This window comes from Streptomyces sp. NPDC058632, from assembly GCF_042717095.1.
Taxonomy (GTDB): Bacteria; Actinomycetota; Actinomycetes; order Streptomycetales; family Streptomycetaceae; genus Streptomyces.
On sequence record NZ_JBHXQZ010000064.1, the window covers coordinates 1 to 12337 of the forward strand.

Here is a 12337-nt window from a genome sequence, read left to right on the forward strand (position 1 = left end):
CGGGGTGTGACAGCCCTCCGGGTGAGGAACGCTCTGTTCGGGGCGGCCGTACGGAGCCCGCACGGGCGCCGACGGCCGACGACGGCGTGCGGGCAGCGGGACGGCAGCACCGGCAGGATCAGCGGGGCAGTGGGGTTCGACGAGTGGACTTGGGGCGGGAATGGGCTTCCTGGACGGACTGTGGCGCGGAAACGACAGCGCCTTCGACTCGGGCAACGCGGCCACCAACGCCATCGAGCTGACAAAGCGGTATGCGCAGGTGTCCCTGACCAAACAGGGCGCGGCCACCGGCAATCTCCGGATCAACCTGAGCTGGCGGATGCGCACCTCCGACCTGGGCGGCTCCCGGCGGGAGAGCCTGCTGCGCCACCCCCTCAAGGCGCTCAAGCCCCCGGAGGTCATCGCCCACAGCCAGAGCATGGTCAACGTCGACCTCGACCTCGGCTGCCTGTACGAGCTCCAGGACGGCACCAAGGGCGTGGTCCAGCCGCTCGGCGGCCTCCTCGGCGACGTCAACGGACCGCCGTACGTCAAGCTCAGCGGCGACGACCGGTTCGGCTCGGGCTCCGGGGAGACGATCTACGTCAACCTGGACCACCGCGAGAACATCAAGCGCCTGCTGGTCTTCGTGTACATCTATGACCAGACGCCCGCCTTCGACCGGACCCAGGCCATGGTCACGCTCTACCCCAGCAACGGTCCGCGGATCGAGATAAGCCTGGACGAACGCCATCCGCAGGCCCGCTCCTGCGCGGTGGTGAGGATCGAGAACGTCAAGGACGAGCTCATCGTCCACCGCGAGGTGAAGTTCGTCTACGGCTTCCAGGGAGAACTGGACCGCCTCTACGGCTGGGGCCTGCAGTGGGGGCGCGGTTTCAAGTCGAAGACGGGCCGGTAGCCGGGTCGGCCACCGGGCCCGGGCAGGCCCTACCGTCCGATGAACTGCGGCCCCTGCGGGGGCAGGCGGAAGTCGGGGTCGGGGGTGTGGGCGGCCGGGGGCGGATAGCCGTAGCCGGACGGGGCCGCGGTGGCCGGCACGGGGGACGTCTGGGGGTAGCCGTAGGTGGGCCGGCCGGCCGGCTGCGGGTAGCCGTAGGCAGGCTGCGTGGCCGGCGGCCGCTGCGGCGGGTAGCCGTACGCGGGCTGCGCCGGAACGCCCGGCGGCTGCTCGGGCGGCAGCGGGACGGACGGATCGGCCGCGGCGGGGGCGTGCACCTGGGTCGGGGCCTCGGGGGGAACCGGGGGCGCGGACGTGGCGGGCCCGGCGGCCGGCGGCTCCTGCGCGGCCTCCGACTCGTCCACCGAGATCCCGAAGTCCGTCGCCAGGCCCTTCAGCCCGTTCGAATAGCCCTCGCCGAGCGCCCGGAACTTCCAGCCGTCCCCGCGCCGGTACAGCTCACCGCAGATCAGCGCGGTCTCCTGGCCCGTCTCCGGTGTGACGTCGAAGTACGCCAGCGCCTCCGCGTCCGGGTCCTGCGCGTCGTACAGCAGGATGCGCAGCGTGTCCACGGTGTCGAAGGTGACACCGTCCGCCGAGGCCACCAGCAGAATCCGCCCGACACCCTCCTCGACCCCGCCCAGATCCGCCTGGACCGTGTCGGTCAGGACCTCGGCGACGCGCTTCTTGCCGAGCCGCCACACCTTGCCGGACGGGTGCCGGGGCTGGTTGTAGAAAACGAAGTCCTCGTCCGACCGGACCCGGTCGTCGAGCCCGAGGAGCAGAGCGGACGCGTCCACGTCGGGAACACCCTGGCCGGGCGACCACCGCAGAACGGCGCGTACCGTGGTGACTCGGAGCGGGACGTTCGACCCCTTCAGCATGGCGTGCGTCATGCGGTCATCCTGCCCTCTCCGTCCTGATCACGACAATGCGGGGTACCCGACGCGCGCCGGCACCGTCCGGCGCCGACACGCCCGGGACACCTGAAGTTCACACCCGGCGGGAACCGCCGACATCGATACCTACGTACTATTACCGGCCACCTTCCGGCATTCCACGGCCATTTCACGCCACGCCCAACGATCACGGGGGAGTTCAATGCGTCACTTCGGACAGATCGCCCCTGCGGTGCGGAAACGTCTCTTCTACCGGGAACCGGGCCTGTTCACGGCCCGGTCCCCGGCCCGTCTGCTCTCCATGGCCCTCGGCGCCACGCTGTACAGCCCCGCGACCCGCCCCCGGCTCGCCGACGACATCGTCAAGCAGGGCGGGAACGGCGTGGTCTCGATGGTGCTGTGCCTCGAGGACTCCATCGGCGACGACGACGTGAGCGCCGGCGAGGCGAACCTCGTGGCCCAGTTCGCCGACCTGGCCGGCCGGACGGGGGCCGATCTGCCGCTGCTGTTCATCCGGGTCCGCACCCCCGAGCAGATACCCGACCTCGTCCGGCGCCTCGGCCCCGCCGCCCCCCTGCTGTCCGGGTTCGTCCTGCCGAAGTTCACCGAGGAACGCGGCATACCCTTCCTCGAGGCCCTCGCCGTCGCCGAGGCCGCCTACGGACACCGCCTCTTCGCGATGCCGGTGCTGGAGTCGCCCGAGCTGCTCTACCGCGAGACCCGGATGGAGACCCTCGAAGGCATCCTCCGCGCGGTCGACAAGTACCGCGACCGGGTCCTCGCGCTGCGCCTCGGCGTGACCGACTTCTGCTCCCCGTACGGGCTGCGCCGGGGCCCCGACATGACGGCCTACGACCTCCAGATCGTCGCCTCCGTGATCGCCGACGTGGTGAACATGCTGGCCCGCGTCGACGGCACCGGATTCACCGTGACCGGGCCGGTCTGGGAGTACTTCCGGGTCCAGGAGCGCATGTTCAAGCCACAACTGCGGCAGAGCCCGTTCCTCGAGGTGCAGGCCACGGCGCTGCGCCAGTCACTGATCGAGCACGCCATGGACGGCCTGCTGCGGGAGATCTCCCTGGACCGGGCCAACGGCCTGCAGGGAAAGACCTGCATCCACCCCTCGCACGTCCTGCCCGTGCACGCGCTGTCCGTCGTCAGTCACGAGGAGTACAGCGACGCCCAGGACATCCTGCGGCCGGAACGCGGCGGCGGTGGTGTCATGAGGTCGGCGTACACGAACAAAATGAACGAGGTGAAGCCGCACCGTGCGTGGGCCGAGCGGACCGTGCTGCGCGCCGAGGTGTTCGGCGTCGCGAACGAGGACATCGGCTTCGTGGAGCTGCTCGCGGCCGGCCTGGCCGAGCGACCGACCTGACCTGGACCGACCTGATGTGACCGGATCGACGGCAAGGGATTCATGGAGAAGGCAGTGAACGAGGGAGTGCGCCGCGCGGCACACGACGTGGTGCGCGACGGATCGCGGGCCGGCGGGGACGTACCAGGCGGGGACGTACCCGCCGGGGACGTCTGGTCCGGGAGCTGGGTCGCCGAGCGGCTGGGCGTCGAACTGGCCGGCGACGACCGGCTGACCGGACTGCTCGGGCTGGCGCTGCGCCGCAACCCCAAGCGGGCGCACCTGCTGGTGTCCAACGTCCTCGGCAAGCACGTGCCGCAGTCGCCCGCCGTCGTGTACGGCCACGGCGTCGCGCTCGGCCGCCGGGTCCGCGAACTGCTCGGTGACCAGGCGCACCGGGCGGTGGTCCTCGGGTACGCCGAGACCGCCACCGGCCTCGGCCACGCGGTCGCCGACGGCGTGGGCGTCGCCCCCTGTCTGCACTCCACCCGCCGTCCGGTCCCCGGGGTCGCCACGGCGGGCGGCTTCGAGGAGTCCCACTCCCACGCCACCTCGCACCTGCTGCTCCCCGAGGACCCCGGGCTGCTGGCCGGGGAGGGGCCGCTGGTCCTGGTCGACGACGAGTTCTCCACCGGCAACACGATCCTGAACACCATCCGCGACCTGCACGCACGCCACCCCCGGCGCCGGTACGTGGTGGTCGCCCTGGTCGACATGCGCTCGCCCGCCGACGCCGGCCGGCTGGACGACTTCGCCCGCGGGATCGGCGCCCGCGTCGACCTGGTGACGACCGTCTCGGGCACGGTACGGCTCCCGGAGGGCGTGCTGGAGAAGGGCAGGGAGCTCGTCGCCCGGCAGGAGGCACAGGCGGCCCCGCAGCCGGCGGCCGGGGCAGGGGCGCGGACGCGGACGCGGACCGGCCGGGTCGCGCGCATCGGGCTGGGCTGGCCGAAGGGGCTGCCCGACGGCGGACGGCACGGGTTCACGCCCGCGCACCGCGCCCGCCTGGACGACGCCCTGCCCGCCATGGCCGGCCGGATCGCCGACGCGCTGCCCGACGGCGCACGCCGCGTCCTCGTCCTCGGCTTCGAGGAGCTGATGTACGCCCCGCTCCGCCTCGCCCACGCGCTGGAACAGCGACTGGAGCAGGACCGGACACCGGAACGAGCACCCGAACAGGCACCGGCGGCCCGCGCGGGCGGCACCGAGGTCCGCTTCTCGACCACCACCCGCTCGCCCGTCCTCGCCGTGGACGACCCCGGCTACGCGATACGCACCCGGCTGGCCTTCCCCGCCCACGACGACCCCGCCGACGGCCCCGGCGAGCGCTACGCCTACAACGTCGCCGGCGCCGGCTTCGACGCCGTCGTCGCCGTCGTCGACTCGGCCGCCGACACCCCCGCGCTGCACGCGCCCGGCGGGCTGCTGGCCGAGCTCGCCGCGCACACCCCGCAGGTCCTCCTCGCGGTCGTACCGTCGTACGTACCCGTCGCCCCGGTCCGCCACCGTCCGGACGAACCGGACGCCCCGGATTCCCCGGCCGCCCCCGAAAGGCCCGCCTCCATGCTGCCCGAGCCCCTCCGCGGCCCCGCCTTCTCCTCGTACGCGCCCGAGGAGGTCGGCTGGCTGCTCCAGGACCTCTCCGACGTCACGCTGGAGGCGCCCACCGAGGAGCGCGAGGAGGCCATCCAGAGCGGCGGCGCGCACTACGCCGAGTCGCTGCCGGTCGAGTACCAGCCGAGCGAGCAGTACCAGGAGCTGTTCCGGGCGGCCCTCGAGACCTCGGCGGCCCGCCTCGCCCACGCGGTCGGCGTGGTCACCGAGACCGTCCTCGCCGAACGGTCACCGCGCCCGGTCCTGGTCTCCCTGGCCCGCGCCGGCACCCCCGTCGGCATCCTGATGCGCCGCTGGGCCCGGCACCGGCACCAGCTCGACCTCCCGCACTACGCCGTCTCCATCGTGCGCGGCCGGGGCATCGACGCCAACGCGCTGCGCTGGCTGGCGGAGCACCACGACCCCCGGGACGTCGTCTTCGTCGACGGCTGGACCGGCAAGGGCGCCATCACCCGCGAACTCGCCCAGGCCGTCCAGGAGTTCGAGAAGGCCCACGGGGTCACCGGCTTCGACCCGGAGATCGCGGTCCTGGCCGACCCCGGTTCCTGCGTGCGGACGTACGGCACCCGCGAGGACTACCTGATCCCGTCCGCCTGCCTCAACTCGACCGTCTCCGGCCTCATTTCACGCACCGTGCTGCGCGCCGACCTGGTCGGCCCGGACGACTTCCACGGCGCCAAGTTCTACCGCGAACTCGCCGGAGCGGACGCCTCGGTGGCCTTCCTGGACGCCGTCAGTGCCCGCTTCCCCGAGGCCACGGACGCCGCCTGCGCCCAGGCCAAGGAACTGCTCGCCGCCGACCGCACCCCCACCTGGGAGGGCTGGGCCGCGGTCGAACGCATCAGTGAGGAGTACGGCATCCACGACGTGAACCTCGTCAAGCCCGGCGTCGGCGAGACCACCCGCGTCCTGCTGCGCCGGGTGCCGTGGAAGATCCTCGCGCACGCCGGAGGGGGCCACGACCTCGACCACGTGCGGCTGCTGGCCGAGCAGCGGGGCGTCCCCGTCGAGGAGGTCGCCGACCTCCCGTACACCTGCGTCGGTCTGATCCACCCCCGGTACACGCGCGGCGCGACCGGTGCCGACGGCCACGCGGTGACGCCCTGATGACCGTTCTCGTCGCCAGCGACCTCGACCGCACCCTCATCTACTCCACCAACGCCCTCGCCCTGACCGGACCCGACGCCGAGGCCCCGCGCCTGCTGTGCGTGGAGGTCTACGAGAGCCGCCCGCTGTCCTACATGACGGAGACCGCGGCCCGGCTCCTGGCCGAACTCGGCGACGCCACCGTGTTCGTACCGACCACCACCCGCACCCGCGAGCAGTACCGGCGCATCAGCCTCCCCGGCCCCGCCCCGGCGTACGCGATCTGCGCCAATGGCGGCCACCTCCTGGTCGACGGCGGGACCGACCACGACTGGCACGCCCGGGTGACCGCCCGCCTCGCCGCCGAGTGCGCCCCGCTCGCCGAGGTGCGGGCCCACCTGGAGCGGACCGCCGACCCGGCCTGGACACGCAAGCACCGCGTCGCCGAGGACCTCTTCGCCTACCTCGTCGTCGAGCGCGAGCTGCTGCCCGAGCAGTGGGTGAAGGAACTCGCGGTGTGGGCCGGGAACCGCGGCTGGACGGTCTCCCTGCAGGGCCGCAAGATCTACGCCGTACCGGGGCCGCTCACCAAGAGCGCGGCCATGAGCGAGATCGCCCGCCGCACCGGCGCCGACCTCACCCTCGCCGCCGGCGACTCGCTCCTCGACGCCGACCTGCTGCTCGCCGCCGACCGGGGCTGGCGTCCCGGTCACGGCGAACTGGCCGACGCCGACTGGACGGCCCCCGGCATCACCGCGCTCCCCGAGCGCGGGGTCGCGGCCGGGGAGCGGATCCTGCGGGAGTTCCTGGGGGCTGCGCGGTCGGCCCGGTGAGGCGGATTCGGCGAGGCCGCCCCGGGCGGCCCGGGGCCGCCCGGGTCAGGCCGGAGTGTCCCCGGCCGGCCGGGTCCTACCGGTCGGCGGGCGCGTATCCGTGCTCGCCGGCCGGCCCGTGTCCGGCGGCGGGGTCGTACCGGCCGGCGGTGTCGCCCCCGCCGGGGGAGTCCGACGTCCGTATCTCTTCCGGGCCCGCCGACCGGTCGCGCCGCCTGCGGCCGGCACCGGGCCGCAGCATCCGCGTGACGAAGAACGCGAGCACCGCCAGCACGGCCAGGCCGAGCACCACCTTCGAGTAGCCCGACACGATGGTCGTGACCTGCTGCCAGTTCTCGCCCAGCGCGTAGCCCGCGAGGACGAAGACGGTGTTCCAGAGGGCACTGCCCAGCGCGGTCAGGCCGAGGAACACGGACAGCCGCATGCGCTCCACACCGGCCGGCACCGAGATCAGCGAGCGGAAGATCGGGATCATCCGGCCGAAGAACACCGCCTTGGTCCCGTGCCGCAGGAACCACGCCTCGGTCTTCTCGATGTCCGAGACCTTCACCAGCGGCAGCCGCCCCGCGATCGCCACCGTCCGCTCCCGGCCGAGCAGCGCACCCACGCCGTACAGCGCGAGCGCGCCGATCACCGAACCGGCCGTCGTCCACAGCAGCACCGCGAGCAGACTCATCCGGCCGCCGCTCGCGGCGAACCCTGCCATCGGCAGGATCACCTCGCTCGGCAGCGGCGGAAAGAGGTTCTCCAGCGCGATGGCGAGCCCCGCCCCCGGTGCGCCCATGGCGTCCATGAGGTCGTTGACCCACTGGGGTCCGGCTTCCGCGCCCGCCGCGACGGACACGCTGTGCGCTGCGATGGCTGTCATGCAGGCCACCGTACGAAGCCGTACCTGAAGAGAACCTGAGGAAGATCCCCGACAGCCCTCCGGTCACGGAGCGGCGCCCGGGGGCTGCCGGGGCCGGCCCGGCGCGGGGCCGTCAGCCGCAGCAGCCGCCACCGCAGCAGCCGCCGCCTCCGCCGCCCGCGCGGGGAGCGGAGGCGGGAGCGGAGGCGGCACCGCCCACGGCGACCGTGGACAGGAGTTTCACGGTGTCGTCGTGTCCGGCCGGGCAGTCGGCCGGGGCGGAGGACTCCGCCATGGGACGGCTCAGTTCGAAGGTGTCGCCGCAGGTCCGGCAGCGGTACTCGTAGCGAGGCATGCGCACAGGCTAACCGGCCGACGGCGGGTTGTGGCCTGTGGCGGGGAAGCGGGTCGGCCGGATGCGTCCCGCTCAGCCGGCGGAGCCGCCCCGGTCCTCGCGGATCAGGGCCACGACCTGCGCCACCGACCGGCGGACCGCTTCCGTCTCCGTCAGGAAGTGCCAGTAGTCGGGATGGCGTCCCTCCAGTTCGGCGGCGGCCCGTTCCAGCCGGGCCACGGCGCTGTCCAGCGGGTGGGCGTGGCGCGGGTCTGGGGTGTGGCGGCCGGCCATGGCCAGGCGCTGGGCGTCCCGGATGGCGAAGCGGGTGCGCTCGATCTCCTGCTCCGGGTCCTTCTGCACGGCGTTCAGCCGGCGCAGCCGGTCCCCGGCGGCGGACACGGCCTCGTCGGTCGTGTTCAGCAGCGCCCGTACGGTCGACAGCAGGGCGGTGGTGTCCGCCCAGCGCTGCTCGTCGCGTGCGGTGCTCGCCTCGGCGAGCCTGCCCTCGGCCTGCCGCACGTTCTCGGTGGCCATGTCGGGGACGCCCTGGAGGTCCTGCCAGCAGGCGGCGGTGAAGCGCCGGCGCAGCTCGCTGAGCACCGGTTCCACCTGCTCGCAGCGGGTGGTGAGAGCCTGGGCGCGGGTGCGCAGGGAGACCAGCCGGCGGGCGGTCTCGGCGGCCAGTTCCGGCAGCCGGTCGGCCTCCGCGCGGATGGTCTCGGCCTGGCGGATGACCCGTTCGGCCCGCTCCAGGGTCTGCGGCACGCCGTGCTGCCCGGCGCCCTGGTTCAGTTTGGTCAGCTCCGGGGAGAGCGCGGCGAGCCGGGCGGCGAGGTCGTCGGCCCGCAGCCCCGACGCGCGGGCGGCGTCCAGCGCGTTCGACGCGGCGAGCAGCGCCTGACGGGCCCGTTCGACGGCGGGGGCGAGCCGGGCCAGCTGGGTCTCGGCCTTGCCGAGGAGGGGGCCGAGCCCGTCGGTGAAGCGGTCCAGTTCCCGCTTGACCCGGTCCAGTTCGTCCTTGGCGGCGGTCAGTTCGGTGCGGGCCCGGGAGGCGGCGGAGGCCTCCAGGTCGTCGTGGTCGAGATCGTGGGCGTCGACGGCGGCGATGTACGTGTGGCTGGCCTCGTCGATCCGGCGGCCGAGCGCCTCGAAGTCGGCGACGGCGCGGCGGGCGGCGGGGGAGCTGTCGACGGCGGTGATCGTCTCTATGGAGATCCGCAGGTCCCGCTGGGCGGTGTCCAGCTCGTAGAACGCGGCCGCCGCCGCGTCCTTGGCGGCCTGTGCCTCGGCCCGCTGGTTCCCGGCCCGCCCGCCGAACCAGCGCCGGGTGCCGCCACCGGCGAACGCGGCGGGCAGGACCAGCGCCGCCACCAGAGGCAGGACCGTCAGCGCGAGCGTGTCACGGAGCGGACCGGCGACCGGGCCCCCCGATACCGGGCCCCGCGATATCGGGTCCCGGGGGACCCGGCTCTCGGGCAGAAGACCACGCGTGCGGCGCACGCGTGGTCCCGACGGCGAGTACGGCTGCTCTGGTGTCGCCGTCACATCCCTCTCCCGTACGGTCGTTCGCCCTGCCCGATGGCCATTGTCTCACCGGTGAAGGACGAACACACGGGTCGTTCAGTTCGCCGTACGGACCGTGATGCTCCCGTCGCCGGTGCGGACGTCGACCAGATGGGAGCTGGCGTCGTCGCGCGGCACCGACACCTTCTCGGCACCGTCACCGGTCCCGGTCGTCACCCGGTAGGTGGCCCGGGGCAGTTCGACGGTGGCGGAACCGTCGCCGCTGCGGGATTCCACCAGGTCGGGTACGGCGCTCAGCTCCAGGCGGATCGACCCGTCGCCGGTCCGGGCGCGTACCGTGCGGGACGCGACCTCGGCCCGCACCGACCCGTCGCCGGTCCGCACGTCCAGGGGGCCGGTGATGTCGGTGACGTGCACGGAGCCGTCCCCGGTACGGATGTCCAGCGCGTCACGGAAGCCCCGGGCGCGCACACTGCCGTCGCCCTCCTCGACCTTCACGGCGATCCCGCGGGGCACCTCGACACGGTGCTTGGCCGAGCAGTCGGCGACGACGCCGGAGCACTTGATCCGCAGCTTCAGCCGGTCGCCCTCCATCGACCAGGTGGCCTTCGGGTCCGTGCCCAGGGCGACGGTGCCCTGGAACCACCGGGTGACCTCGATCCTCCCCGACGGGGTGCGGTCGGCGGCGACGATCTCGAGCGCGGAGTCGTCGGAGTCGACGGTGAGGGTGCTGCCGGGCAGGTCGAAGGACCGGCGGTCGGGGTCGGTGTCGTCCGCGGCCGCCGCCCCGCAGGCCGTCAGCCCGCCGACGAGCACCACGGCGGCCCCGCCGAGGGCGACCGCGCGCAACCGCACGCCACGGGAGGAGCCGGTGGTGGTGCGCGACGTGCCGGTGGTGCTGGTCGTGCGGGTCATGACGGTCTCCCCCTGGGACGGACGATCGCGCTTTCCGGCGCTCTTCGACCGTACGGAAACGGGCTCCGCCGGGGGATCCGGGCCACTACCGGAATCGAGGTGGGGTTACCCCCCGCACGGACCTCGGAGGGAATCCGGGAAGAACCCGGAGGTGACCCGGAAGGAACCCCGTCCGGGCGGATCGCGGCCGGACCCGGGAGCCCGCACCGTTCGCCGGGCCATGTAGGCTGTCGACTCGGCCCGGGCGGTGTGCCCGGGGCCCGGGTGCGTAGCTCAGGGGTAGAGCGCCTGCCTTACAAGCAGGATGTCGGCGGTTCGAAACCGTCCGCGCCCACCGACGACAGGGCCTTTCGGAACTTCTCCGAAGGGCCCTGTGCCGTTCGTACCGGGGATTCCCCTACGGGGACGGCTCCCTCCCGCCCGGCGGCGGTGTCCCGTGCGCGTGCTTCAGCCGGGAGCGGGCCCGGACGCGGTCGACGCCGGCCAGGTCCGCCCAGTGCCGATGGGTGCTGACGAACACCACCAGCTCGTGCTCCCGGCGCCGGAGCTTCTCCACCTCGGCCTGCTCGTCGTCCGTCCAGCCGGGTGAGGCGGGGCGCTCCACCAGGCGCCAGCCGGTGTCGTCGCTGAACCCGTCGAGCGGTTCCACCGACCAGGGAAGCCGCTTCAACAGGGCCGACAGCTCGGTCTGGACCTGACGCAGCTCCTCCTGACCGGCGAGGAGGTCACTCGGAAAGTCATAGGTCGCAGCCACGCGCTAATGATACGCCTGTTCGATTTTGGGTGGCGAGCCAACTCGGGGGTCCTCTCACTCGGTTCACCCGATCGGGCAAGTCCCGGGACGCGGTCGTCCGGCATGGCTTTCCGGGGCCCCTCGGGGTGAGACTGGGGGCATGTGCCGGAGTATCAAGACCCTGCGTCCGCCCGCGTTGTCCGAGGAGGCCACCGAAGACGAGATCAGGGCCGCGGCCCTGCAGTACGTGAGGAAGGTGTCCGGCTTCCGGGCACCGGCCGCCCACAACCGTGAGGTCTTCGACCGGGCCGTGGACGCGGTCGCCGAGGCCACGGCCGACCTGCTGGACGGCCTGGAGGTACGCGGCACGAGCACGGGCGCGGCGCGACAGGCGGGGTAGGCGGGGCCGGCCCCCGTTACGACGCCTCCGCCGGCTGCGCGACGACGCCCGCGCCCGGTACCGGCCGCCTGCGCATCAGGTAGGCCGCCCCCGCGCCCGCCCCGAACAGCGCGGCGACCGACACCGCGGTGGCGAGCCAGGTCGCGCCCAGCCAGTGGGCACCGAAGTAGCCGAGGGCCACGCTGTAGGCGGCCCATGACAGGCCGGCCAGCGCCGACCAGGGCAGGAAGTCGCGGGCCCGGCGCCGGGCGGCTCCCGCGCCGAGCGAGACCAGCGAGCGGCCGGCCGGGGCGAAACGGGCGAGGACGACCAGGCCTCCGCCGCCCCGGGCCAGCGCGGCACCGAGACGTTCCTGTGCGCCGGTCAGCCGGCGGGACCGGGCGAGCGCCCGGTCCAGGCGGTCGCCGCCGCGCCAGGCGAGACGGTAGGCGACCAGGTCGCCCAGGACGGAGGCGGTGGCGGCGCACAGCGTCAGGACCAGGATGTCGGGCACGTCGGTCGCGGTGCCCGCGGCGGAGGCCGTGGCCGCGGCGATCACGAGGACCCCGCTCGGCAGCACCGGCAGGAACACGTCGAGCAGGACCGAGAGGGTCACCACCGCATAGACCCATGGGCTGCCGATCAGCGCCCCGAAACTCTCCACCCGAACTCCCCGTTGCTCCCCCGTCGGTCAGACCGTGCCGCGGTAGCGCGGGGGAGCGGCAGGAGAAAGACCGTTGACAGTCACTGAGAGTACGCCGGGCAGATGACGGAAAGGTCACGAAGGATTCGCGCGTGCGGCACCTGGAATTCGCGTTCCCTTGTGGCATCCGCTCGCGAACTCCCCCTCTCGCAAAGGGCGGTGTCCTCCCCGAG

Annotated in this window: 12 protein-coding genes and 1 tRNA gene; 6 read left to right on the forward strand and 7 right to left on the reverse strand. The window is 73.4% G+C overall.

Annotated features, from left to right (window positions below):
* The first annotated feature begins 160 nt into the window (after positions 1-160).
* Positions 161-898 (forward strand): Tellurium resistance, encoded by a 738-nt coding sequence (locus ACFWVE_RS23270; RefSeq protein ID WP_384017088.1) that lies wholly within the window; start codon positions 161-163, stop codon positions 896-898.
* A 29-nt stretch (positions 899-927) separates the two neighbouring features.
* On the opposite strand, the gene ACFWVE_RS23275 is transcribed toward ACFWVE_RS23270, so the two are convergent.
* Positions 928-1833 carry a TerD family protein gene (locus ACFWVE_RS23275; RefSeq protein WP_384017091.1) on the reverse strand — a complete coding sequence of 302 codons (906 nt, stop codon included), beginning with the start codon at positions 1831-1833 and terminating at the stop codon, positions 928-930.
* 205 nt (positions 1834-2038) lie between these two features.
* On the opposite strand from ACFWVE_RS23275, the gene ACFWVE_RS23280 reads away from it, so the two are divergent.
* Genes ACFWVE_RS23280 through ACFWVE_RS23290 form a run of 3 tightly spaced genes read left to right on the forward strand, consistent with a single transcriptional unit; the run spans position 2039 to position 6726 of the window.
* Positions 2039-3214: an HpcH/HpaI aldolase/citrate lyase family protein gene (locus tag ACFWVE_RS23280; RefSeq protein ID WP_384017094.1), complete on the forward strand. Its 1176-nt coding sequence runs from the start codon at positions 2039-2041 to the stop codon at positions 3212-3214.
* A 42-nt stretch (positions 3215-3256) separates the two neighbouring features.
* Positions 3257-5914, forward strand: a complete 2658-nt coding sequence (locus ACFWVE_RS23285; protein WP_384017097.1) for a phosphoribosyltransferase — start codon at positions 3257-3259, stop codon at positions 5912-5914.
* Complete coding sequence (locus ACFWVE_RS23290) at positions 5914-6726, forward strand: HAD family hydrolase (RefSeq protein WP_384017100.1); 813 nt, start codon at positions 5914-5916, stop codon at positions 6724-6726. The genes ACFWVE_RS23285 and ACFWVE_RS23290 overlap by 1 nt, the downstream gene beginning before the upstream one ends.
* 76 nt (positions 6727-6802) lie before the next feature.
* Here ACFWVE_RS23290 and ACFWVE_RS23295 read toward each other — a convergent pair whose 3' ends face one another.
* The 4 genes from ACFWVE_RS23295 to ACFWVE_RS23310 all read right to left on the reverse strand — a co-directional run bounded on the left by ACFWVE_RS23295 (position 6803) and on the right by ACFWVE_RS23310 (position 10349).
* Positions 6803-7594, reverse strand: coding sequence for a DedA family protein (locus ACFWVE_RS23295; RefSeq protein WP_384017103.1), 792 nt, complete (start codon positions 7592-7594; stop codon positions 6803-6805).
* 112 nt (positions 7595-7706) lie between these two features.
* Complete coding sequence (locus ACFWVE_RS23300; protein ID WP_384017106.1) at positions 7707-7928, reverse strand: zinc ribbon domain-containing protein; 222 nt, start codon at positions 7926-7928, stop codon at positions 7707-7709.
* Between the two features lie 72 nt (positions 7929-8000).
* The gene (locus ACFWVE_RS23305) at positions 8001-9455 is read right to left on the reverse strand and encodes a hypothetical protein (protein WP_384017109.1); all 1455 of its coding nucleotides are present in this window, start codon (positions 9453-9455) and stop codon (positions 8001-8003) included.
* A gap of 75 nt (positions 9456-9530) precedes the next feature.
* Entirely contained in the window at positions 9531-10349 is an 819-nt protein-coding gene (locus ACFWVE_RS23310; RefSeq protein WP_384017112.1) for a DUF4097 family beta strand repeat-containing protein, read from the reverse strand.
* A 262-nt stretch (positions 10350-10611) separates the two neighbouring features.
* Here ACFWVE_RS23310 and ACFWVE_RS23315 point away from each other — a divergent pair.
* A tRNA-Val gene (locus ACFWVE_RS23315) sits at positions 10612-10683 on the forward strand.
* A gap of 63 nt (positions 10684-10746) precedes the next feature.
* Here the strand turns inward: ACFWVE_RS23315 and ACFWVE_RS23320 are convergent.
* Complete coding sequence (locus ACFWVE_RS23320; RefSeq protein ID WP_384017115.1) at positions 10747-11103, reverse strand: hypothetical protein; 357 nt, start codon at positions 11101-11103, stop codon at positions 10747-10749.
* 139 nt (positions 11104-11242) lie between these two features.
* Here ACFWVE_RS23320 and ACFWVE_RS23325 point away from each other — a divergent pair, with 139 nt between their 5' ends.
* Positions 11243-11482: a DUF2277 domain-containing protein gene (locus tag ACFWVE_RS23325; RefSeq protein WP_384017118.1), complete on the forward strand. Its 240-nt coding sequence runs from the start codon at positions 11243-11245 to the stop codon at positions 11480-11482.
* A gap of 16 nt (positions 11483-11498) precedes the next feature.
* Here ACFWVE_RS23325 and ACFWVE_RS23330 read toward each other — a convergent pair whose 3' ends face one another.
* A complete protein-coding gene (locus ACFWVE_RS23330; RefSeq protein WP_384017121.1) occupies positions 11499-12125 on the reverse strand; it encodes a DedA family protein in 627 nt (208 codons plus the stop codon).
* Positions 12126-12337: the final 212 nt, after the last annotated feature.